Origin of the sequence: Sciscionella sediminilitoris (assembly GCF_000737195.2) — a bacterium.
GTDB lineage: Bacteria > Actinomycetota > Actinomycetes > Mycobacteriales > Pseudonocardiaceae > Sciscionella > Sciscionella sediminilitoris.
Genome location: NZ_JALM01000123.1, coordinates 22,953 through 45,734, shown reverse-complemented (window position 1 = coordinate 45,734; position 22,782 = coordinate 22,953). Strand labels below are relative to the sequence as shown.

The 22,782-nt window shown below is 69.1% G+C and carries 17 protein-coding genes; 10 read left to right on the top strand and 7 right to left on the bottom strand.

Translation table 11 applies throughout. The annotated features are described in order from the left end of the window. Positions 1-1,393, top strand: a 1,393-nt coding sequence (locus AD72_RS32485; RefSeq protein WP_031470470.1) for an amidase, incomplete at its 5' end; no start/stop codon positions are given. Here the strand turns inward: AD72_RS32485 and AD72_RS32480 are convergent. Then, entirely contained in the window at positions 1,394-2,410 is a 1,017-nt protein-coding gene (locus AD72_RS32480) for an Lrp/AsnC family transcriptional regulator (RefSeq protein WP_031470469.1), read from the bottom strand. A gap of 128 nt (positions 2,411-2,538) precedes the next feature. On the opposite strand from AD72_RS32480, the gene AD72_RS32475 reads away from it, so the two are divergent. The 5 genes from AD72_RS32475 to AD72_RS32455 all read left to right on the top strand — a co-directional run bounded on the left by AD72_RS32475 (position 2,539) and on the right by AD72_RS32455 (position 8,938). Continuing rightward, positions 2,539-3,729 (top strand): M20 metallopeptidase family protein, encoded by a 1,191-nt coding sequence (locus tag AD72_RS32475; protein ID WP_031470468.1) that lies wholly within the window; start codon positions 2,539-2,541, stop codon positions 3,727-3,729. A gap of 7 nt (positions 3,730-3,736) precedes the next feature. Continuing rightward, on the top strand, positions 3,737-5,056 hold the full coding sequence (locus AD72_RS32470) for an MFS transporter (RefSeq protein ID WP_031470467.1): 1,320 nt from the start codon (positions 3,737-3,739) through the stop codon (positions 5,054-5,056). Positions 5,057-5,089: 33 nt separating this feature from the next. Further along, positions 5,090-6,007 carry a carbon-nitrogen hydrolase family protein gene (locus tag AD72_RS32465; RefSeq protein ID WP_031470466.1) on the top strand — a complete coding sequence of 306 codons (918 nt, stop codon included), beginning with the start codon at positions 5,090-5,092 and terminating at the stop codon, positions 6,005-6,007. 418 nt (positions 6,008-6,425) lie between these two features. Beyond that, on the top strand, positions 6,426-7,568 hold the full coding sequence (locus AD72_RS32460) for a PrpF domain-containing protein (protein ID WP_031470465.1): 1,143 nt from the start codon (positions 6,426-6,428) through the stop codon (positions 7,566-7,568). Further along, the gene (locus tag AD72_RS32455) at positions 7,565-8,938 is read left to right on the top strand and encodes an MFS transporter (protein ID WP_031470464.1); all 1,374 of its coding nucleotides are present in this window, start codon (positions 7,565-7,567) and stop codon (positions 8,936-8,938) included. Before AD72_RS32460 ends, AD72_RS32455 begins: the two co-directional genes overlap by 4 nt. Positions 8,939-8,948: 10 nt before the next feature. Here the strand turns inward: AD72_RS32455 and AD72_RS32450 are convergent, their stop codons facing one another. Both AD72_RS32450 and AD72_RS32445 read right to left on the bottom strand, forming a co-directional pair. Further along, positions 8,949-11,219, bottom strand: a complete 2,271-nt coding sequence (locus AD72_RS32450) for an FdhF/YdeP family oxidoreductase (RefSeq protein WP_031470463.1) — start codon at positions 11,217-11,219, stop codon at positions 8,949-8,951. Positions 11,220-11,239: 20 nt separating this feature from the next. Beyond that, a complete protein-coding gene (locus AD72_RS32445; RefSeq protein WP_031470462.1) occupies positions 11,240-11,938 on the bottom strand; it encodes an SRPBCC family protein in 699 nt (232 codons plus the stop codon). Positions 11,939-11,960: 22 nt separating this feature from the next. Here AD72_RS32445 and AD72_RS32440 point away from each other — a divergent pair, with 22 nt between their 5' ends. Then, positions 11,961-12,845, top strand: coding sequence for an alpha/beta fold hydrolase (locus tag AD72_RS32440; protein ID WP_031470461.1), 885 nt, complete (start codon positions 11,961-11,963; stop codon positions 12,843-12,845). A gap of 1 nt (position 12,846) precedes the next feature. Here the strand turns inward: AD72_RS32440 and AD72_RS32435 are convergent, their stop codons facing one another. Both AD72_RS32435 and AD72_RS32430 read right to left on the bottom strand, forming a co-directional pair. After that, complete coding sequence (locus tag AD72_RS32435; protein ID WP_231645099.1) at positions 12,847-14,550, bottom strand: choline/carnitine O-acyltransferase; 1,704 nt, start codon at positions 14,548-14,550, stop codon at positions 12,847-12,849. Between the two features lie 19 nt (positions 14,551-14,569). Further along, the gene (locus AD72_RS32430; protein WP_031470459.1) at positions 14,570-15,991 is read right to left on the bottom strand and encodes an APC family permease; all 1,422 of its coding nucleotides are present in this window, start codon (positions 15,989-15,991) and stop codon (positions 14,570-14,572) included. A gap of 120 nt (positions 15,992-16,111) precedes the next feature. On the opposite strand from AD72_RS32430, the gene AD72_RS32425 reads away from it, so the two are divergent. Continuing rightward, the gene (locus AD72_RS32425) at positions 16,112-17,326 is read left to right on the top strand and encodes an ROK family transcriptional regulator (protein WP_031470458.1); all 1,215 of its coding nucleotides are present in this window, start codon (positions 16,112-16,114) and stop codon (positions 17,324-17,326) included. A 5-nt stretch (positions 17,327-17,331) separates the two neighbouring features. On the opposite strand, the gene AD72_RS32420 is transcribed toward AD72_RS32425, so the two are convergent. Continuing rightward, entirely contained in the window at positions 17,332-18,441 is a 1,110-nt protein-coding gene (locus AD72_RS32420) for an alkaline phosphatase family protein (protein ID WP_031470457.1), read from the bottom strand. Next, the gene (lacZ, locus tag AD72_RS32415; RefSeq protein WP_031470456.1) at positions 18,438-21,560 is read right to left on the bottom strand and encodes a beta-galactosidase, LacZ type; all 3,123 of its coding nucleotides are present in this window, start codon (positions 21,558-21,560) and stop codon (positions 18,438-18,440) included. Before lacZ ends, AD72_RS32420 begins: the two co-directional genes overlap by 4 nt. A 117-nt stretch (positions 21,561-21,677) precedes the next feature. Here lacZ and AD72_RS32410 point away from each other — a divergent pair, with 117 nt between their 5' ends. Then, a complete protein-coding gene (locus tag AD72_RS32410; RefSeq protein ID WP_031470455.1) occupies positions 21,678-22,100 on the top strand; it encodes a PPOX class F420-dependent oxidoreductase in 423 nt (140 codons plus the stop codon). Positions 22,101-22,137: 37 nt separating this feature from the next. Then, positions 22,138-22,719 (top strand): HhH-GPD-type base excision DNA repair protein, encoded by a 582-nt coding sequence (locus AD72_RS32405; RefSeq protein WP_031470454.1) that lies wholly within the window; start codon positions 22,138-22,140, stop codon positions 22,717-22,719. Positions 22,720-22,782: the final 63 nt, after the last annotated feature.

The following is a 22,782-nucleotide window of genomic DNA, read 5'->3' as shown; positions in this document are numbered from 1 at the left end:
TGAGATCACGTCCATGGACGCGCGCGAGCTTTCCGCACTGCTCACCACGGGAGAGGTCTCGGCGCGCGAGGTGGTAAGCGCCCATCTGGACCGCATCGAGGCCGTCAATCCGGACATCAACGCCGTGGTCACGCTTTGCCCGGAGCGTGCCCTCGACGAGGCGGACGAGGCCGATCGCAAGCTCAGCTCGGGCGCGGAAACCGGTCCGCTGCACGGAATCCCCATCGCGCACAAGGACACCCACGAGACCGCGGGCTTGCGCACCACCTTCGGTTCCCCGCTGTTCGCCGAGCACGTTCCCGAACGCGATGAGCTCGTCGTGGAGCGGATGCGCGCGGCGGGCGCGATCACCATCGGCAAGACCAACGTCCCCGAGTTCGCGATGGGTTCGCACACCTTCAACCCGGTGTTCGGCACCACCCGCAATCCGCACGACACCGGCCGGTCCGCGGGCGGCAGCAGCGGCGGCGCGGCCGCGGCGCTGGCCTGTGGGATGACCCCGCTAGCCGAGGGCAGCGATATGGGCGGCTCACTGCGGAATCCGGCCTCCTTCTGCGGGGTCGTCGGGCTGCGCCCCTCCCCCGGCCGGGTGCCGAGCTGGCCGGATGTGCTCGGCTGGCAGACCATGTCGGTGCAGGGCCCGATGGCGCGCACCGTCGCCGACTGCGCGCTGCTGCTCTCCGTGCTCGCCGGTCCCGATCCGCGTTCCCCGATCGCGCTCGGGGAACCGGGCGCGGGGTTCGCGGGGCCGCTGGAATGCGACGTGCGCGGGCTGCGCGTGGCCTGGGCGCCCGATCTCGGCGGCCGGGTCCCGGTCGATCCGTCCGTCACCGCGACCCTGGAACGCGCGGTGCGAGCCATCGCCGATACCGGCTGCGCGGTGCGGCCCGACTGCCCGAACCTGGACGGGGCCGACGAGGTGTTCCGGACGCTGCGCGCCGCCCAGCTCGGATACGGCTTCGCCGAGCACCTGGATGTGGTCAAGCCCAGCCTCGCCGAGAACGCCCGCGCCGGACTGGCGCTCAGCGCCGCGGATGTGATGCGGGCCGAGGCGCGGCATACCGAACTGTTCGACCGGGTACGCGAATTCTTCACCCGCTACGACATCCTGCTCGCACCGGTCAGCCAGGTCCCGCCGTTCCCCGCGGAACTCGAGTACCCGGCCGAGGTCGCCGGACAGGCCATGCACGACTACCTCGACTGGATGCGCTCGGCCTATCTGATCTCCGCGACCGGTTGCCCCGCCCTCTCCCTGCCCGCGGGATTCACCGAGGACGGGCTGCCGATCGGGCTGCAGGTGATCGGCCCGCACCGGGCCGAGGCTGCGCTGCTGCGTGCCGCGCACGCCTTCGAAGCGGCACTCGGTGGAGCACCCGGCGTCGTCCGTGGCTGATCAGCCGACCGCCGCGTGTACCGCGGCCGGTTCGACGAACTCGCCGCGGCTGCGCCCGTAGCCATCCAGCAGCCAGCCCATTCGCTTGGGCATGCGCAGGGTCTGCACCGATTCGAGCAGGGTCAGCCAGGGCAGTTTCTCGTTCATCCGGTGTTCCAGGCGCATCAGGTCGCCGGGAGAACGCGCCCACACCGCGAACACCAGGTTCGCCTTTCCGGAGATCGAAAGGCACAGCCGCAGTTCGGGGAGCGTGGCCAGCGCCCGCACGGTGCGCTCCATCGCGCTCATCGGGACCCTGGCGAACCAGGTGTACACGATCGGCCAGCGGGACCGCAGCTGGGCGACCTCGCACCGGAAGCCGAGCACATCCGATTCGATGAGCCGGGTGACCTGGCGGCGCACGGTCGCGGGATTGCGTCCGGTGCGCCGCGCGATCTGGGCAGCGCTGGCCCGCCCGTCCCGCGCGAGGGCGTCGATCACCGGCAGATAGCCCTCCGGGATGTGGTTCCTCGGTTCCCCGGCCCGTACCGCGGCGAGCAGCGCGGACTGCTGGCCCCGGTCGAGCGCGTCCAGCCGCCAGTCCCCTCCTTCCCGGTGCACCGCCGTGATCAGGTGCATCGCCACTCGCCGGACACCGGAGATCCGGGGCAGATCGTCCAGCACGAACGCGGCCAGCGCCGCCTGTTCCCTGGCGAAGGTGGTGACCACGAGATCCCGTCCTGATGCGGTCTCCTCGATGGTGACCGCCCGCGGATCCCGGCACAGCGCGGCGATCGCGTCGTCCTTGCGCGCGCCCTCCAGCTCGATCTCCAGCATCGCGCTCTGCACCCGTTGCCCGATCGCCCTGGGGGACACCGTGATCCAGGCGGTCCCGGTCGAGTGCAGGCGCTCCCAGCGGGCGGCGAGGGTCGCCGGGGTCGAACCGAGCACCCTGGCGAGCTCGGCCCATCCGGCTCGCGGCGCGATCTGTAACGCGTGCAGCAACGCAAGGTCATCCTCGCTCAGCTGCGGTTGCACGATTCATCGTCCTCTCGCCGGAACCTTGCGCGAAATCCACGATTCACACCGTGTCAGCGGGCACTATCGCACACTCCCCGGCAGCTGCCCAGAACCTCGGCGACGGTCACGTTTACAAGGAGGTATCCGTGTCGGTACTGGAAGATGCCCGGGCCATGCAGGAACAACTGGTGCACTGGCGGCACGCCCTGCACACCGAACCCGAGATCGGTCTCGACCTCCCCCGGACCCAGGAAAAAGTGCTCACCGCGCTGGACGGCCTCCCGCTCGAGATCGGGACCGGCACCGGCACCACCTCGGTCACCGCGACCCTGCGCGGCACCGGGGAAGGACCGACCGTGTTGCTGCGCGGGGACATGGATGCCCTGCCCGTGCAGGAGAACACCGGGCTCGACTACACCTCCCGGGTGGCGAACCGGATGCACGCCTGCGGGCACGATCTGCACACCAGCATGCTGCTCGGCGCCGCGCACTTGCTCGCCGGGCAGCGCGACAAACTCGCCGGGGACATCGTGTTCATGTTCCAGCCCGGAGAGGAGGGTTACGACGGCGCCTCGGTGATGCTCGACGAGGGTGTGCTCTCCGCGGGTGGCAAGGACACCGATGCCGCCTACGCCGTGCACGTGTCCTCCATGCGGTTGCCGCACGGAGTCTTCGCCACCCGCAAGGGAACCATCATGTCCGCGTCGGACACCCTGCACGTCGAGGTGCACGGCAGCGGAGGCCACGGTTCGGCCCCGCAGTTCACCTCCGATCCGGTCACCGCGATCAGCGAGATGGTCACCGCGTTGCAGAGCATGATCACCCGTCAGTTCGACGTGTTCGATCCCGTGGTCATCTCGGTCGGTTCGCTGCACGCGGGCGCGGTGAGCAACGTGATCCCGGAAACCGCGCGGTTCGACGCCACCGTGCGCACCTTCAGCGAGACCGCGCGCGAACGGGTGCAGGAACGGGTTCGCACCGTGCTCGGCGGGATCGCCGCGAGCCACCGGGTGGATGTGGAGATCGACTATCAGTCCGGTTATCCGCCCACCGTCACCGATGCCGAGGAGACCGCGTTCACCGGCGGGGTGATCGAGGAGCTGTTCGGCGCCGAGCGCCATCAGGTGCTCGCCGATCCGCTGACCGGCTCGGAGGACTTCTCCCGGGTCCTCGGCGAGGTGCCGGGCAGCTTCGTGATGCTCGGCGCGGTGCCGCCCGAGGGTGACCCGGAAACCGCGGCCTACAACCATTCCCCGCTCGCGGTGTTCGACGACCGGGTGCTTTCCGACGGTGCCGCGCTCTATGCCCAGCTCGGCCTGACCCGTACCGCGAAGTGAGGAACCGATGGGTACCGCGGCCGAGGCGGCGATGCGGCGCAAAACCGTGGTCGCCGCCTCCATCGGCAATTTCATCGATTTCTTCGAATTCGGTCTCTACGGTATTTTCTCCGCGGCCATCGCGCTGAATTTCTTCCCGGGGGAAGGCGAATCCTCGCTGTTGCTCACGTTCGCGGCATTCGGTGTCTCGTTCGTGCTCCGTCCACTCGGCGCGGTCGTCTTCGGTCATTTCGGCGATCGCATGGGACGGCGGGGAACCCTCGCGGTCACCATTCTCGGGATCTCGGTGGCCACCTTCGTCATCGGCGCGCTCCCCACCGCGAACACGATCGGGCTCGCCGCGCCGGTCCTGCTGGTGATCGCACGGGTGGTGCAGGGTTTCTGTACCGGCGGCGAATTCGGCGGGGCGACCGCGTTCATGGTGGAGAACGCACCGGAGCACAAACGCGCGCTCTATGGCAGCTGGCAGATGTTCACCCAGTTCGCCGCGACCGTGATCGCCACCGCCATCGGCACAATCCTCACCGCCACCCTGTCCGGTGCGGCGCTGAACGACTGGGGCTGGCGGTTGCCGTTCCTGCTCACCCTTCCGCTCGGGCTGCTCGGACTCTATCTGCGCCTGAAAGTGGACGAGACGCAGGAATTCAAGCAGGAAGCGGGAAACCGCGAGCCGGCGAGTGCGCCGATCGTGGTCGTGCTGCGCGAGCACTGGCGTACCGTGGTCAAGATCGTGTGCTTCTGCATCGTCGGCACCACCGCCACCTACATGATCAGCGGGTTCTGGCCGGCGTTTCTGGTGCAGCGCGCCGGGGTTTCCCAGTCCCTGGTGTTCACCGCCACCCTGATCGGCACCCTCGCCCTGGTGATCGCGGTGCCGTTCTGGGCGATGTTCTCCGACCGGATCGGCAGGCGCAAACCGTTCCTGATCACCAGCGCCATCGCCATCGCGGTGCTGGCGATTCCGGTGTACTACCTGGTGCTCGCGGGCACCACGGCCTCGGTCGTCACCGGGTACCTGCTGCTCAACCTCGCGCTCTCGGTGTGCCTCGGCAGTTCGGCGACCGCGATGGCCGAGATGTTCCCGACCAGGGTGCGCTATACCGGGATGTCCATCAGCTACAGCGTCGGAATCTCCGTGTTCGGCGGGGCCACCCCGCTGATCCTGACCGCCGTGGTGAACGGGACCGGTATGCAGCTCGGTGCCGCGTTCTACCTCATCGCCACCGCGATCGTCTCGCTGATCGGGGTGCTCCGGTACCCGGAGACCGGTGGAAAATCCCGTACTGCCAACACATCCACGGCGAAGGCGGAGCCGCAGTATGGTTGACTGATGCCATCGCCGAGCCGAGGAGAGCCGTTCATGAACAAGGTCCGTGCCGCCGTCGTCCAGGCCGCCCCGGTGACCTTCGATCTGGAAGCGACACTGGACAAGGTGGAGCGGCTGGCCGCCGAGGCCGGTGCGGTCGATCTGCTGGTGTTCCCCGAGGCCTTCGTCTCCGGCTATCCGCGCGGGGCGAGCTTCGGCGCGGTGGTCGGTTCCCGTTCCGCACAGGGACGGGAACTCTACCGCCGCTACGCCGAATCCTCGATCACCGTGCCGGGGCCGGCGACCGAACGGCTCGGCCGGATCGCGGCACGGCACGGCTGCCGGCTCGTGATCGGGGTGATCGAACGCGGTGGCGACACGCTCTACTGCACCGCACTCACCTTCGACGCGGACGGTGAACTGCTCGGCAAGCATCGCAAGCTCATGCCGACCGGGAGCGAGCGGCTGGTGTGGGGCTTCGGCGACGGTTCCACCATGCCCGTCCACGACACGGCCATCGGGCGCATCGGCACCGTCATCTGCTGGGAGAACTACATGCCCGCGATGCGGATGCACATGTACGCCAAGGGCGTGCAGCTCTACTGCGCGCCCACCGCCGATCCCCGGGACAGCTGGGTGGCCAGCATGCGCCACATCGCCTGCGAGGGCCGCTGTTTCGTACTGGCCGCCAACCAGTTCGCCCGGCGCAGTGATTTCCCGGCCGACTATCCGCTGGAGACCGGCGATCCGGACGAGGTCCTCTGCCGCGGTGCCTCGGTCATCGTCGACCCGCTCGGGGAAATTCTGGCCGGACCGGCGACCGAGGGCGAGACCGTGCTGCACGCCGAACTCGATCTCGGCAGGATCACCGAAGGCAAATACGACTTCGACGCGGTCGGTCATTATGCCCGGCCCGATATTTTCACCCTGAACGTAAACACCGCCGAACAGCACGCCGTCACGGAGCAGTAGTTTCGGCCCGACTTTTTCGTCCCGGAAACACGAATTTCACCTGATCCAGGAAATACGAGGAATCCCGAAATGAACGCCGGATTACAGTACCGGGAGAATCGGATCCTCGTGTAACATTCGATCCGAACCCGCCGACGACCCCGCAACAGGGAGCGCCAGGCGTGGAATATCGGTTCACGAGCCATCAAGTTCCCAACACAAAGCGATAGACGAGGAAAATCCAGGTAAACTGGACGAAAAACCGCAGAACGTGCACTAGCCCACATACCGCCAGCGGGTGAGTCGACCTTTACATTTGGTCACCACCCCTGTTTAGAATCGGATCATCGAACAAGGCTTTCAGCTCGAAGGGCGAGCTTTTTCGGAATCGCACATCCGGAATTCAACGGCGATTTCCTTATTCTCGCAGGGAATGTGTATGGCTACTACGCATGGTCAGGTAGAACCGATACGGGGCACCCTCGTCCGCGGCGGAACGAGCAAGTGCTGGTTGTTCGACGCGACCGAGGTGAGCCCGGAACGCGAGGCCCTGGAACGGGTCTGGCCTGCCGCGTTCGGGTCCGCGGACGCCAAACAACTCGACGGGGTCGGTGCCGGAACCTCCACGACCTCGAAGGCCGCCGTGGTCGGTTCGGCCGCTGCCGAGGACGTGGATGTGCAGTACACCTTCGGTCAGGTCGGCATCGGTGATCGCCGGGTGGAATGGGGAAGCAACTGCGGCAACTGCGCCACGGCGGTGGGTCTGTACGCGGTGCACAACGGATTCGTGTCGCCGCACGGGGACGACACCCGCGTGCGCATGTGGAACGGCAACACCGGGGCGCGCATCGACGCGGTGGTGCGCACCCCCGGCGGCATCGTGCCCAGGCACGGCGGGGCGGTGGTCCCCGGGGTGACCGGGCACGGAGTCGGCGTGGACCTGGAGTTCCGCCACCCGGTCGGCCCGGCAACCGGACGACTGCTGCCGAGTGGGAACGGGCTGGATTTCCTGAACCTGCAAGGGAACTCTGTCCCGCTGAGCCTGGTCGACGCCGGTGCCCCGGCCGCACTGCTCGACGCGGAGGCGGTCGGCCTCACCGGAACCGAACCGCTCCCCCGCTTCGCCGAGGCGCTGCACGACCTGCTGCCGCTGCGTGCCGAGGCAGCCGTGCGCATGGGCCTGCGCGCCCCGGAGGATCCCGTGGACCACGCCGTGCCCAAGCTCGGTGTGGTCGGAGCACCCGCCGATTACCACACCGCCGAAGGAAAGCCGGTGGGTGCCGGGGAATTCGACATCGCGGTTCGGATGGCCTCGATGCACGCCCCGCACCCCTCCATCGGGCTCACCTCCGTGGTCGCGGTGCTCGCCGCCGCGGTCGTCCCCGGGAGTACGGTGGAGCGGATCACCGGCGCCCCGGACGGCCCACTGCGCATCGGCACCCCGGCAGGCGTGGTCACCGGAATGCCGGTGCTGGACGCCGAGGGTGAGCTGACCGGAGTGCGACTGTCCCGCTCGGCCCGGGTGCTCGCGGAGGCCACGATCTACGTGCCCGCCGCCCCCGTTCTCGCCGGCACCGCATGACCGCGGCACCGGAACAGGTCGCGGGCCGGACCGCGTTCGGTCCCCGGTTCCTCGCCCCGCTCGTTCTCGGCACCCTGCTCAACGCCATCAACTCCTCGATGATCGCGGTGACCCTCACCCCGATCGGCCGGCAGTTCGACGCGTCACCGGCACACACCGTCTGGCTGGTGACCGTGCTCTACCTGGCCACCGCCATCGCCCAGCCGATCATGGGCCGCCTCGTGGATCGTTACGGCCCGCGCCGGGTGCTCTGCACCGGCCTGGTCCTTGTCGCCCTCGCCGGGCTCGCCGGGATGCTCGCGCCCAGCCTGTGGGTATTGCTCGTGGTCCGCGTCGTGCTCGGCTTCGGCACGGCAAGCGGGTTCCCGGCCGCGATGGCGATCATCAAACAGCGCACGAGCGCGCTCGGCCTGGAAACGGTGCCCGGCGGGGTGCTCGCCACGGTGGCCACCTCCACCCAGGCCTCCATGGCCGCCGGTCCCACCCTCGGCGCGTTCCTGACCAGTGCCCTCGGCTGGCAGGCGACCTTCGCGGTGAACATCCCGCTCGCCCTGGCGGGCCTGGTGCTGGCGCTGCTCTGGCTGCCCGCCGACCAGCTACGGCGCGCCGGTTCCGCACGCGGGATCGACCTCGCCGGGATCGGTCTGTTCTCGGCCACCCTGCTCGCCCTGCTGCTGCTCGGCACCACCCCCTCGATGCCATTGCTGCTCACCGGTGCGGCACTGGCCGCGGTGCTGGTGTGGTGGCAGCTGCGCGCCCGGGAACCGTTCCTCGATCTGCGCGCCCTCGCCGGGAACGGCGCCCTGCTGCGCACCTACGGCAGGCAGGCGCTGGCCTATCTGGCGATCTACGCCTTCCTGTACGGCTATCCGCAGTGGCTGGCGCACACCGGGCAGCTCGGCGACTCCGCGATCGGAGTCGCCCTGCTGCCGATGTCGCTGACCACCGTGCTGCTGTCCGCGTTCGGCAACCGCCTCGGCATCAGGGCGCGGGGCCGACTGATGCTCACCGCGGCCACCTTGCTCGCGGGCAGCCTCGCGCTGCTGTTCCTGAGCTCGGACACCGCGCTCGGGGTGCTCGTCGCGGTCGGGTTCTGCTTCGGCCTCGGTCAGGGGCTGGCCACGGTGGCCAACCAGACCGCGCTCTATGCGCAGGCACCACTGGACCGGATCGGCACCCTGAGCGGGTTGTTCCGCACCTCGCAGTACATCGGCGCGCTCGCCTCGACCAGTGTGCTCGCCCTGTGTTTCGGCACCGGGGTCAGCGATGACGGGCTCGGCGTGCTCGGCCTCGTGCTGTGCGGCGCCGGGCTGCTGCTGTTCGGCCTGACCGCTCTGGACCGGAACCTGCGCGGGCTGCGCGAGGCCTGACCGGGCCCGCTCAGCTACGCGGTTCCAGGCGCACCACGATCGACTTCGAGGTCGGTGTGTTCGAGGCGGCCGCGGTGGACTCCAGCGGAACGAGCGGGTTGGCCTCCGGGAAGTAGGCGGCCGCGCAGCCCTCCGTGGTCGGGTAGTCGACGATCCGGAACCGCTCCGCGCGCCGCTCCCCGTCGGCCCATTCGCTGACCAGGTCGACGATCTGGCCGTTGCTGAGGCCGAGTTCGGCGAGGTCCTTCTCGTTCACGAACACGACCCGCCTGCCGTTCTCGATGCCCCGATACCGGTCGGAAAGCCCGTAGATCGTGGTGTTGTACTGATCGTGGCTGCGCATGGTCTGCAGCAGCAGCCGCCCCTTCGGGGCGCTCGGCGCCTCGAACTCGTTCACGGTGAAGTTCGCTTTCCCCGTGGCGGTGGGGAATTCCCGCGAGTCCCGCGGCGGATGCGGGAGCACGAAACCGTTCTTGGTGCGGACCCGCTGGTTGTAGTCGGCGCAGCCGGGCACCACCGCCGCGATCGCGTCCCGGATCGCGTCGTAGTCCCGCTCGAAGCGCTGCCACGGAATCGGGTGCTGCTCGCCGAACAGCGCGCGGGCCACCCCGCAGACGATCGCGACCTCGGAGCGCAGCTGCTCGGAAGCCGGGGCCAGCCGCCCGCGCGAGGCGTGCACCATGGACATCGAGTCCTCGACGGTGACGAACTGGTCCCCGCCCTCCTGCCGGTCGCGTTCGGTGCGCCCGAGGGTCGGCAGGATCAGCGCCGTGCGCCCGGCGACCGCGTGCGAACGGTTGAGTTTCGTCGACACCTGCACCGTGAGGTCGCAGTCCCGCAGCCCCTTCTCGGTGGCCTCGGTGTCCGGGGTCGCGGCGACGAAGTTCCCGCCGACCCCGAAGAACACCCGCACATCCCCGGCGTTCATGGCGCGGATCGCGTCCACCGTGTCGAAGCCGTGCTCGCGCGGCATGGGCACCCCGAACCGCTTCTCCAGCGCGTCGAGGAAAGCGTCCGGCATCTTCTCCCACACGCCCATGGTCCGGTCGCCTTGCACGTTCGAGTGGCCGCGCACCGGGCAGGCACCCGCGCCCGGCTTGCCCATCATGCCGCGCATCAGCAGCACGTTCATGACCTCGCGGATGGTGGGTACCGCGTGCTTGTGCTGGGTCAGTCCCATCGCCCAGCACACGATGGTGCGCTCGGACCCGGCGAACAGGTCGGCGACCCGCCGGATCTGGTCGAGCTCCAACCCGGTGGCGCGCTCCACGGCGGCCCAGTCCAGCCCGCGCAGGTGCTCGGCGTACTCGGCGAATCCGTGGCCGTACTGCTCGACGAACTCGTGGTCCACCGCGTCCGCTTCGAGCAGCAGCTGCCCGATCGCGGCGAACAGCGCCAGATCGCCGCCGAGCCGGATCTGGCAGAACTCGTCGGCCAGTGAGGTGCCCTCACCGAAGACCTTCAGCGGGCGCTGCGGGTTCTTGAACCGCATCAGCCCTGCCTCGGGAAGCGGGTTGACCGCGATGATCTTCGCGCCGCCTTCCTTGGCCTCCTCGAGGGCGGAGAGCATCCGCGGATGGTTGGTTCCCGGGTTCTGCCCGACGACCACGATCAGGTCGGCCTTGCCGATGTCCTCCAGGGTCACCGAGCCCTTGCCGATGCCGATGGTCTCGGAGAGCGCCGCGCCCGAGGACTCGTGACACATGTTGGAGCAGTCCGGCAGGTTGTTGGTGCCGAAGGCACGCACCATGAGCTGGTAGAGGAAGGCGGCCTCGTTGCTGGTGCGCCCGGAGGTGTAGAAGGCGGCCTGGTCCGGCGAGTCGAGGGCGTGCAGCTTCTCCGCGACGAGCGCGAAAGCGTCCTCCCAGGAGATCGGCTCGTAGTGGCTCGCGCCCTCCCTGCGGACCATCGGCTCGGTGAGCCTGCCCTGCTGGCCGAGCCAGTAGTCCGTCTTCGCGTCCAGCTCTTCGAGGCTGTGCGTGGCGAAGAAGTCCCGTTCCACGCGCCGTTTCGTGGCTTCCTCGGCGACCGCCTTCGCCCCGTTCTCGCAGAACTCGGCGGGTTTGCGGTGCCCGAGCGGATCCGGCCAGGCGCAACCGGGGCAGTCGTAGCCCTGGGTCTGGTTCAGCAGGCGCAGCGTGCGCACCGTGCGGACCGGTCCCATCTGCTCCATTCCGCGTTTGAGCGAGACCATCACCCCTGGTATGCCCACTGCCCATTCCTTGGGGTGGCCGACCTCGATGGCGGATTCGTCGATGTCCTCGCGTGGCGCCTTACTCATACCCCTATCCTGCGCCTTCCCTACCCGCCTTGACCAGCGGGGTCCCTCGGAATGATCAGCTTCACCGTGATCTCCCGGCCGCCCCGCCGCCGCAGGACCAGTCCGGCGAGGAATCCGCCCACCGCCCCGGCCAGCACCGGGGCCGCGCGGCGCAGTAGCGGGGCCAGCACCAGGCCGAGCCCGTCCACCGCTCCGGCTTCCGGTGGTGTGACGGCGGGCGCGGACTGCTGCGCACTGTCGGTGGCCCCGTCGGTGCCCGCGGTGTCCAGGCCGCCACCGGCGAGCCGTTCCCCGAGATTGCGGGCGAACTGCTCGATCAGCCGTTGCGAGACGTCACCGAGCACTCCCCTGCCGAACTGTGCGACCTTGCCGCGGATGTCCAGATCCGTGGCAAGGTGCAGCACGCTGGCCCCCTCGCCGTCCGCGGTGACCGTGGCCACCACTTTCGCCTCCGCGTTCCCCCCGCCGTGCTGTTCGGTGCCACGCGCGGAGAGCACGGCGCGCCGGTTGGTCTCGTCCAGTTCGAGGAACCGCACCTTCCCCGCGTACTGCGAGGCGATCGGGCCGACCTTGATCCGCACCGTCCCGGTGTAGGCCTCGCCGTCCCGCCCGTCCAGGCTCGCTCCCGGAAGGCAGGGCGCGATCCGCTCCACCTCGCACAGCAGCGGGAACAACCGCTCGGGCGGGATCGCGAGCCGGACTTCGTTCTGGATCTGCATGAAACATGGTATACCATTTGCCATGGCCTACGTCACTACGGACGACGGTGTCCGGCTGTTCGTCGAGGAGACCGGAACCGGGTTCCCGATCCTGTTCGTGCACGAGTTCGCCGGTGACCATCGCAGCTGGGAACCACAGCTGCGGCGGTTCTCCCGGCAGTACCGGTGCGTGAGCTACGCGGCGCGCGGTTATCCGCCCTCCGGGGTGCCCGCGGATGCCTCGGCCTACTCGCAGCAGCGGGCGGTGGCCGACGCGATCGCCGTGCTGGACGGGCTGGGCATCGAACGCGCGCACATCGTGGGCCTGTCCATGGGCGGATTCTGCACGCTGCATCTCGGCCTCGACCATCCCGAACGCGCCGCCTCGCTCGTAGTGGCCGGGGTCGGTTACGGGGCCGCCCCGGACAAGCGAGCGGGATTCGCCGCCGAGTGCGAGAAGGTGGCCGAGGCCTACACCGAAACGGGAGCCCGCGCGGTCGCCGAGTGGTACGCGCGCGGGCCGTCCCGGGTGCAATTCCAGAACAAGGATCCGCGGGGCTGGGCCGAATTCCACGAGCGGCTCGCCGAGCACGATCCGCTCGGTGCCCGGCTGACGATGCTCGGCGTGCAGCGCCTGCGTCCCTCCCTCTATGAGCTCACCGACCGGCTCGCGGAACTGCGGGTGCCCACGCTGGTGCTCACCGGGGACGAGGACGACGGCTGCCTCGAACCGGCCCTGCTGCTCAAGCGCACGATCCCCACGGCGGGCCTGCGGGTGCTCGAACGCACCGGGCACACCGCGAACCTCGAGGAGCCGGATTCGTTCAACGCCGCCCTCGCCGATTTCCTGGCGGCCGTGGAGTCCGGTTCCTGGCGGGCCCGCGACCCACGGGCCACCGTCGGGGCAACGATGCTGCGCGAGCGGTGACTCACCCCAGCAAGCTGCGCAGTTCAGCGATCGCCCCGGACAGTTCGCGGGCGAAGACCTGCATCGGTTCGCGTACCGCCTCCGGGGTGCACAGGTGCACATGGAATCGCGAGGGCAGCAGCACGTAGGCGATACCGATGCACTGCGGGCTGGTCGAACCGAAGCCGAAGTACTGAATGTGCCGGGAAGGCGCCGAACTGGTGGACAGGTAATCCGAGCGCATGATGCGCCAGCCGGGGCTGTCGTAGAGCGCGAGACCCTCCGCACCGCGCCTGGACAGTTCCCACAGGTGTTGTTCGGGCGCGGCACCTGCCTGGCACTGCTTGGCCCGCGCGACATGGGCACGCGCCGCATCGCGTGCCGCCGCGATCCGCTCCGCCGCGCTCGCCGCCGGGTCCTCCATCAGCGTCACGAAGCGGTGCAGCTCCGGGGTGACCACCCGCATCGCTTCGGTGCGCCCGTTGCGGTACTGCCGGGTGGCGATGGATTCGTAGGTGGCACCGAGGAATCCCTTGGCGCGCTGGTGCGCGAGCTGATAGGCCAGCTGGACGAACGCGTCCGGGGAGACCCCGAGCGCCTTCGCGTCCTCGGCCCCGAAATCGTCGATCGCGAGCAGTTCGGTCGCCGTCTGGCCCGCGTATTCGGTGAACGCGGCCGCGGTCTCGGCGATCCGGGCCCGCAGTGCCTCGTCGAGGGTGAACGAGATCGGCGCGTAGCCGGGTTCCCCGGTGCTGTCCTGGTCCGTACCGTCCTGGTCCTCGTCCGTGCCGAGGATCGCGTCCACCAGATGCAGCATCGTGGTGCCGTCCAAGCGGCAGTGCTCCACGTTGACCCCTGCGGTCCCGTCCGGGAACACGATCAGCGAGAGGGCCTTGTCGAACCACCGGTTGCCGGGGTCCCCGTGCAGCAGCTGGGCGCAACTGCCGTGGGTGTCCCCGGGCTGCTCGTCCTCCAGGCACAGGCACAGCAGCGCCGTCTCCACCGTCTCGAGCGCGGGCGTGTTGCCCAGTTCAAGCAGCGCCTGGCGGTCCCCGGCCCATTCGGCGCGGGCCGCACTGGTGAGCGCGCCGACCCCGGCTCCCCTGCCCACCGTCGCTTCGAGGACCGTGTCCAGCACCGCGGCGAGTTCCGCTTCCGCGTACGGCAAGCCCTGTTCGTCGAGCACATCCACGCGGAAGGCGTGCCCGCGGACGAACACCACGATGTGCCGCGCCGGTCCCGGCGGGCGCGCGGTGTCCTGGCCTTCACCGGGAATCCGGGTGGTGCCGAACAGGAATCCGTACTGCGCCATGGATTCCGGCTGCCCGCGGTTGCCCGCCTGAGCGAGTTTCCCGTCCAGGATGCGCTGCCGGTACCGCAGCGCGCGGTGCAGCAGGGTTGCCGCGCGCGGAAGCTGGCGCTGTCCGGAGTCCTCGAACAGGAAGAAGAAGTTCGCGTTCAGCGCGATCCGGTCCCGCCTGCCGAGGTAACGGAATTCCCAGAACTCGTCCAGCCAGCTCTGCACCCCCGGGCTCTGCTCGTACTCCGCGAGCCGGGCCTGGGCGTCCACCGCTTCCGGCGCGCCCCGGAACTCGGCAACCGCGGTCTCGGTCTCGCGCAGCTGCTCGGTGGTGAGCAGCGGGGCGCACCAGTCGAGGAACCGTGCACAGCTCTGTTCGACGGTCGGCAATGGCACCCGCGGTAGGACATCCTCGTTCTGCTCCACGGGCGGCACCCTAGCCGAGTCATCCGGCTTGCACAGGGTCCTGGCCGAGGAACCGCTCCTGAATGTCCTTCGGCCCGAACGGCCAGGTCCGCTCCACACGTGCCCAGATCAGGAAGGCGCTCACCCCGACGGCGAGCCAGATCAGCGACATGACGATCGCCAGCGTTCCCGAGGAGATGTACACGTAGATCCAGCCGAGAATGGCCAGCACACAGGGCACCGGGTACAGCCACTGCTTGTACGGCCTGCGCAGATCCGGTTGCCTTCGCCGCAGCACGATCAGCGCGACCGCCTGGGCAACCGCCTGCACGACTACGATCACCGCGTTGAGCATGGAGATCACCGTGGACAGATCGAGCAACGAGCCAAGTGCGGTGATCACCCCGAGTACCAGCAGTCCCACGTGCGGGAAGCGCAGCCGGGGATGCAGTTTCCCGAACCACGGCAGGAAAACCCGGTCCTTCGCGGCCTCGTAGGGCACCCGGGAACCGCCGAGCAGTCCGGCGAACACCGAGGCGAACGCGGTGATCACGATGAACACGGTGAGCACCTTGGCCACCACGGAGCCCCAGGTGCGTTCCAGCACGAGCGCCGCCGCCGAGTTCGAGTGCGCGATCTCCTGCCACGGCACCGCGCCCAGCACGCCGACCTGCAGCAGCAGGTACAGCAGCATGATGCCGATGACCGAGATGATGATCGACCGCGGCAGATTGCGCCCGGGATTCCGGATCTCCGCGCCCATGTAGGCGGTCGTGTAATAGCCGAGGTAGTCGTAGATCGCGAGCATCAGCCCGGCGCCGAGCCCCATCCAGAAGTGCCCGCCGAGGCTGAACGAGCCCTTCGGGAAGGTGAAGGCCAGATCCGGGTGGAAATGCGTGTAGGCCGCGATGACCACCGCGAGGATGGAGAACAGCATGATGCAGAAGAACACCGTGGTGATCCGGCTGACGTCGCCCACCTTGCGGTAGAGCAGCACCACGATGGCGCCCACGAGCAGGATGCCGATCACGTGCCCGAGCACGTTCGGATTGCCCGCGGAGTCCACCACCGCGGGCCACAGGTAGCCCAGGTACTGCACCAGTCCGATGATTCCGCTGGACATGATCAGCGGGATGGAGAGCACCGCGGTCCAGACGAACAGGAACGGCATCAATCGCCCGGTGCGGTACTGGAAGGCCTCGCGCAGGTACAGATAGGTTCCCCCGGCACCCGGCATCGCGGCCCCGAGCTCGGCCCAGATCAGGCCGTCGAGCAGGGCGAGCAGCGCGCCGACCACCCAGCCGATGACCGCCTGCGGTCCGCCCATCGCGGTCACGATGAGCGGGATCGTGATGAACGGGCCGATGCCGCACATCTGCGTCATGTTGATCGCGGTCGCCTGGCCGAGCCCGAGCCTTCGCTCGAACCCTGCGGAGGAGCCACCCTCTCGCGGTTTCGCCACTGGAACCACCTCTGCTCGTTATTTTGGAAAGTTTCTTAACATATGCCGGGGGCAAGTGGAAGGGCGGCGGCGTAAACTCCCCGGGAAACAGCGACAGTGGTGACGCAACCGAGGAGCGCGGTGACAACAAGCAAGCCCCCGCAGGCCGGAACCCCGGCGAGCCTGCGCGAGCTGAATCAGCGCGCGGTGCTCGACCTGCTTCGCCGTTCCGGTGCCACTACCCGCCCGCGGATCGCCAAGGAAACCGGGATATCCAAGCCGACGGTCGGCCAGGCACTACTCGATCTCGAACAGTGCGGGCTCGTCCGCGAGGCCGGACGGGAGCTGTCCGGGCCCGGTCGCTCGGCCGTGGTGTACGAGGCCGATCCCTCGGCAGGACATGTGCTCGGCATCGACATCGGCGCGGAACGGCTCCGGCTCGCCGTGGCCGATCTGGACGGGACCGTGGTCGCCACCCTCGACGAGCGCAACCGCTCCCGCTCGGCGAGCTCCCTGGTGCGCACCATCGAGAAGTATGCGAACCGGGCGGTCGCCGAGGCCGGGATCGAGCGCGATCAGGTACTCGCCACCGTGGTCGGCAGCCCCGGTGTGCCCAACCACGCTTCCCGTACCCTGCGCCAGGCGCACAACCTGCCCGGCTGGGGACGCGCCGGTCTGCTGGACGAGCTCGAGGCCGTGCTCGGCGAGGGGCTCGTGGTGGAGAACGACGCGAACCTGTGCGCGGTCGGCGAGCACCGGCTCGGCGCGGCCCGGGACGTGGACGTGTTCGCCTTCATCACCGTCGGCACCGGGATCGGCATGGGCATCGTGGCGGGCGGATCGCTGTTCCGCGGGGCGCACGGAGCGGCCGGCGAGGTCGGTTATCTGCCCTACGGCTGGCCGTTTCCCTTCGAACCGGTGGACGGCGATGCCGAGGTGCCACCGCGCCAGGGCCTGTTCGAGGCGGCGGCCGCGGCCAATTCGGTGGTGCGCATCGCCACCGACAACGGGGTGCAGGGCGTCAGCACGGCCCGCGAGGTGTTCGCGCGCGCCCATGAAGGCGATCCCCGCGCCCGCGCGGCCGTCGAGGAGGAGGCGACCCGGCTCGCGTTCGTCGTGGCCTCGGTGACCGCGGTGATCGATCCCGAGCTGATCGTGCTCGGCGGCGGGATCGGGGCGAACACCGGGTTGCTCGCCGAGCCGCTGCAGCGGGCGCTGCACCGCACCACCCCGCTGGCCCCGCCGGTCGTTTCCGGGGAACTCGGTGAGCGGGCGGTGCTCTCCGGCGCGATCAGCACCGCACTGCACACCGCGCGCGATCTCGCCTTCGAACGCAAGACCCGCGCCGGGTCCTGAACGGCTCAGCCGCGCGCAAGCAGGAGCGGCACATCCAGTTCGGCGGAGGTCAGCGAGCCGTGCTGGCCGGGGAAACGGGACATGAGTTCGGTCTCCGAGCGGGTGACGATCGTGTTCCCGCGCGCGGCGGCGAGTACCGCGCCGATCCGCGGACGGACGTGCCCGGCGACCCGCGGACCGAACCAGCCCGCCTCGATGGCCTCCTCACGGCGCACGACCCAGGCCCGGTCACCGAGCAGTTCCCGCCAGGTCGCGTACACCTGTTCGGCCGCGCCTTCCTCCGGATACAGATGCCGCATCCGCGGTTCCCCGGCCAGGGTCCGCACTCCCTCGGCGAGCTCGGGCGTGTGCTCGTACTCCACCCGCTCCCCCGCCTCGATCATCCCGTGGTCCGCGGTCACCGCCAGCAGGCCACCCGTGGGCAGTCCTTCCGCGAGCGCGGCGGCGAGCCGGTCGACGTGCACCAGCTGGTGGCACCACGGATCGCTGCCCGGCCCGTACAGATGCCCGAGCTTGTCCAGATCGGCGTGGTAGGCATAGCAGTACTGCGGACCCGGTTCGCGCAGCGCGGCATGGCTGGCTGAGACCAGATCCCCGAGCGCGTGGACGCCGTGGAACCGGGCGCCGCGCAGCACCGCCCGGGTGAGCCCGCTGCCCTCGAGTTCCGCCGGACTGACCACGTGCGCACCGATCCCGGCTTCGGCCGCGCGCTCGAACAGGCTCGGCTCTGGCTGCAGCCGTTCCGGAACCACATCCTCGGACCAGTTCAGCGCGTTCAGCACGGAGCCGTCCCCGACCGCGAAGGAGTAGCCGACGATGCCGTGTTCCCCGGAGGGGCGGCCGGTGCCGATCGAGGAGATGCTCGTCGCGGTGGTGCTCGGAAACCCGGCGGTGAGCGGTCCGCGGTCCGCGGAGAGCGAGGCCAGAAACGGTGCCCTGTCCCGGTGTTCGCGCAACAGCTCCCAGCCGAGCCCGTCCACGAGCAGCAGGCAGACCTTCTGCGTTTCCGGGAGCCCGAGCACATCCTCGGCACCGGGCAGGCCGAGCCGGGCCAGCAGCGAACCGGCGAGATCGGCGAGCGCGCCCGATCCGTAACGCGGGGCGGCCGGGATCATCGGGTGCCCCGGACCGCGCGCAGCCGGTACGCGTAGCCGTACTCGCGATCGGCGTGCAGCAGGTACCGTTCGAGCGGTGGCGCGCCCCAGGAATCGTTGCCGCCAAGACCCATCTGCCGATGATTCACCCCGAGCGTGACCTCGGCCCGCCTGCGCAACTCGTGCGGATGCCGCGGACCGTCCAGATCGAACGGGGTGTAGTGCAGCGCGCTGATCTCCAAGGGTTCTCCTTCCGGTTCGGCACCCACCTCGATCCCGGTGCCGTGCTCATCGGTCAGCCGGGCCCACCGCACCCCGGTCACGTTCCCCGTCTGCTGCGGGCGCACATACGGGGTGAACTGCTCGTCCACGGTGCTGCGATAGCTGCCGAGAAACGCCGCGGTGTGCCGGTCCCAGTAGTTCTCCTGCGGACCCCGCCCATACCAGGAAAAATCCTCGAACCCCGGCGGCACCGTGTACAGGGCGCCGACCATCGCGAGATCCGGCAGCCCGGGGCCGGGGCGCAGTGTGTGCCGCACCCGGACCTCGCCGTCCCCGCGCACCAGGAACGCACTGTCCCAAGTGGACGGTGCGGGACTCGTGGGCAGGACCGCGCGCACCTCGACGAGCACCTCGCCCGCACCCGGCCGACGCACCCGCACGCTCTCGACCCGGCGCTTGGTTCCCGCATCCCGCCAGGTGCGGGAGGTCTGCTGGAAATTCCGGCCGATGTCGTTGTCCAGTGGGCCACGCCAGAAGTTCGGTACCGGTCCGCCGGTGAGCAGACTCCGCCCACGGTCCCGGTACTCGCTCAGGACTCCGGTCTCCTTGTCCAGGCGCACCAGGAAGTCCCGCCCCGAAACGGTGATCTCAGCGGTGGTCTCGGCGAGCGTGACCTGTTCGGTCACGGCCGGTTCGGGCCGCGGCGGGGACGGCCAGTCGAGGGCGAGCTGTTCGGCGGCGACACAGTGGCCCGCCCGCGCCCAGGTGGTGTCCGCCCGCAGCGCGAAGGACAGGTTCAGCCAGTATTCCGCGCCGGCTGCCGCGGGCGGACGCTGGACGGGAACCGCGATCGTGGTGTCCTCCCCAGGATCGAGCCGCGGGGCGGGCAGGGTGCCGTGCTGGATCCGGTCCCCGTTCTCGGTGACCTCCCAGTGCAGCACGTAGTCCTCGAGGCCGGTGAACAAGGCCAGGTTGGTGATCCGCACCCGTGCGGCGCGCGCATCGGCCGTCGCCATCCGCACGGTCTGGTAGACCTTCTTCACCTCGGCGAATTCGGGTTGCACGGCAAGGTCCGCGGAGACGAGCCCGTTACAGCAGAAATTGCCGTCGGTCGGATAACCCGGCTTCCAGTCACCGCCGTAGGAAAGATAGGTCCCGCCGGGTCTCGGCAACCGGATCGCCTGGTCCACGAAATCCCAGATGAACCCGCCGTGCAGATTGGGATAGGCCTCGATGATCTCCCAGTATTCCCGGAAATTTCCCACGCTGTTGCCCATCGCGTGGGCGTATTCACAGAGGATGAACGGTTTCGGGTTGCCGGATTCGCCGTAGGCGCGCACCTCATCGGGTTTCGCGTACATCCGGCTCTCCAGATCGGCGACCGCGTTCATGCCCTCGTAGTGCACCGGCCGGGAGGAATCCCTTTCGTGCACCCAGTCGGCCATCACCTGGAAGTTCCGCCCGGCTCCCGCCTCGTTGCCGAGCGACCACACCACCACACAGGGATGGTTCTTGTCCCGCTCCACCATCGAGCGCAACCGGTCCACACAGGCCTCGGTCCATTCCGGAAGGCTCCCGGGCAGGAAATCGCGCACCCCGTGCGATTCCAGATTCGTCTCGTCGACCACGTAGAGTCCGTATTCGGCGCACAGTTCGAGCCAGCGCGGATCATTCGGATAATGCGAGGTGCGCACCGCGTTCACGTTGTGCCGCTTCATGATGCGAATGTCCGCACGCATCCGCTCCTCGGTCAGCACCTGGCCGCGTTCCGGATCCGACTCGTGCCGGTTGACCCCGCGCAGCACGATCGGTTTCCCGTTCACCGTGAAGGTTCCTGGTCCGTACTCGACGGTGCGGAACCCGACGCGGACCCGGTGCGCCTCGACGAACCCCCGCGGACCGTGCAGGCCGAGCACGAGCGTGTACAGCTGCGGGCGCTCCGCCGACCACAGCGCCGGATTCGCCAGCCGGGTCCCGGTGGTGACCGTGGCCTCGGATCCGGTGAACGGCACCGGCGCGCCGAACTCCGCGACCCGTTCGCCGTGCTCGTCGTAGAGCAGTCCGCCGATCCGGTGCCGGCCCGGCACGCCACCGCTGCGGTCGCGCACCGTGACCGTGGCGCGGAGCTCGCCGTCCTGTCCGGCGCGTACGAACACATCGTGCACCCCGACCATGGGCACCGCGTACAGGTACACCTCCCGGAAGATCCCGGACAGGTCGATCATGTCCTGGTCCTCCAGCCAGCTGCCGTCCGACCAGCGGTACACCTCGACCGCGAGCAGATTCTCCCCCGGCCGCAACCGTTCGGTGATGTCGAACTCCGCGGGGGTGTAGCTGTCCTCGCTATACCCGACGCGTTCCCCGTTGACCCAGACGAAAAAGGCCGACTTCACGCCTTGGAAGGAGAGCAGCACCCGGCGGCCGCCCCACTCCCGCGCCACGGTGAACCTCCGCCGATAGGAGCCGACCGGATTGAACCCGGTCGGCACATCCGGTGGCCGCGGTTGTTCATAGCCGATCCAGGGATAACGCACATTGAGATAGATGGGCTCCGGGTACCCTTCGATCTCCCAGTTCGAGGGAACCGGGAGCGTTGCCCAGTCCCGATCGTCGAAATCGGTGCGCCAGAACGATTCCGGGCGCTCCCCCGGATTCTTCGCGAAGTGGAACCGCCAGCGTCCGTTCAGGCTGTGGAAATACGGGGAATCGCGTTCGTTCCCCTCCCGGGCGGCGGCCGTGTCCGGGAACGGGACCAGACGCGCCCGCGCGGATTCCCGGTTCAGCTGGAAAACGCTCGGGGCGCCGTTCCATTCCGGGCGTTCCGCGGCGAAGGCCGCCTTCCGATCGTGTAGCGCCGCCAGTCCCGCCGTGGCGGCTCCGGCGACCAGAAACGACCGGCGACTGACACGGCGGGTCATGCGACCACTCCCCACAGGATTCGGCAGCGGCGGCCATTATCGGGCGGGGCGGAACCAGTCGGCAACATCATTCTCCGCTGATGGCGCATGGTTCCCGTGAAGGTTAGGTTTGCGGATATGCCCAGCGAAGCCGATTACCTCGCCCTCGTGGCCCGCAGGGACCAGGGAGTGCTGGCCACCCTCCGGCGCGCCGGAACCCCGCAGCTGTCCACGGTCAACTACGCCTTCTATCCCGAGGAGCGCCTGCTGCGCGTTTCCACGATCACCAGCCTCGCGAAGGTGGCCAACCTGCGCCGCGATCCACGCGCCGGTTTCCACGTGGCCAGCGAGGACGGCTGGTCCTACACGGCCCTCGATGTGACGGCTGAGCTCAGTCCCGTCGCCGAGAGCCCGGAGGACACGACCGTCGAGGAGCTCGTCCGGGTCTACCGCGACATCCTCGGCGAGCACCCCGACTGGGCGGATTACCGCGCCGCCATGGTCGCCGATCGCCGGTTGGTACTCCGGCTACGGATCCAGCACGCCTACGGCCGGGTTTGACCCGGGCACCGCACCCGATACGTGCGATCATGGACCCATGACGCGCACCGTGTACCTCGTCGGTGAGCCGGCGGCCGACGCCCTGCTCGCCACCGATCCACTCGCCCTGCTCACCGGCATGCTGCTGGACCAGCAGGTGCCGATGGAGACCGCGTTCGCCGGGCCCAAGAAGCTGCTCGACCGGCTCGGCGCCCTCGACACCGGCCGGATAGCCGCCATGGACCCGGACGAGTTCGCCGGCATCTGCGCCACCCCGCCCGCCGTGCACCGGTTCCCCGGTTCCATGGCCAAGCGCATCCAGGCGATGTGCCAGGCCATCGTGGAGGACTACGACGGCGACGCCGAAGCCATCTGGACCCGGGGCGAGCCGAGCGGCAAGGAAGTGCTCACCCGGCTCAAGGCGCTGCCCGGCTTCGGCGAGCAGAAGGCGCGCATCTTCCTCGCCCTGCTCGGCAAGCAGTTCGGGCTCCAGGCCGCGGGCTGGCGCGAAGCCGCGGGCGGGTACGGCGAACAGGGCGCCCGCTACTCGATCGCCGATGTCGTGGACGCCGATTCGCTCGGTGAGGTGCGGGCCTACAAGAAGGCAGCGAAGGCGGCGGCCAAGCAAGCCAAGGGCTGAGCTCGTTCGATCGAGTGAAGCACCGTCATTCGAACCTGTGTTCGAATAATTCGTGTACACTGG

Coding starts and splice junctions, on each gene's coding strand:
- AD72_RS32470 (WP_031470467.1), top strand. CDS start 3,737: ATGGGTACCGCGGCCGAGGCGGCGATGCGGCGCAAAACCGTGGTCGCC.
- AD72_RS32465 (WP_031470466.1), top strand. CDS start 5,090: ATGAACAAGGTCCGTGCCGCCGTCGTCCAGGCCGCCCCGGTGACCTTC.
- AD72_RS32460 (WP_031470465.1), top strand. CDS start 6,426: ATGGCTACTACGCATGGTCAGGTAGAACCGATACGGGGCACCCTCGTC.
- AD72_RS32455 (WP_031470464.1), top strand. CDS start 7,565: ATGACCGCGGCACCGGAACAGGTCGCGGGCCGGACCGCGTTCGGTCCC.
- AD72_RS32450 (WP_031470463.1), bottom strand. CDS start 11,219: ATGAGTAAGGCGCCACGCGAGGACATCGACGAATCCGCCATCGAGGTC.
- AD72_RS32445 (WP_031470462.1), bottom strand. CDS start 11,938: ATGCAGATCCAGAACGAAGTCCGGCTCGCGATCCCGCCCGAGCGGTTG.
- AD72_RS32440 (WP_031470461.1), top strand. CDS start 11,961: ATGGCCTACGTCACTACGGACGACGGTGTCCGGCTGTTCGTCGAGGAG.
- AD72_RS32420 (WP_031470457.1), bottom strand. CDS start 18,441: ATGATCCCGGCCGCCCCGCGTTACGGATCGGGCGCGCTCGCCGATCTC.
- lacZ (WP_031470456.1), bottom strand. CDS start 21,560: ATGACCCGCCGTGTCAGTCGCCGGTCGTTTCTGGTCGCCGGAGCCGCC.
- AD72_RS32410 (WP_031470455.1), top strand. CDS start 21,678: ATGCCCAGCGAAGCCGATTACCTCGCCCTCGTGGCCCGCAGGGACCAG.
- AD72_RS32405 (WP_031470454.1), top strand. CDS start 22,138: ATGACGCGCACCGTGTACCTCGTCGGTGAGCCGGCGGCCGACGCCCTG.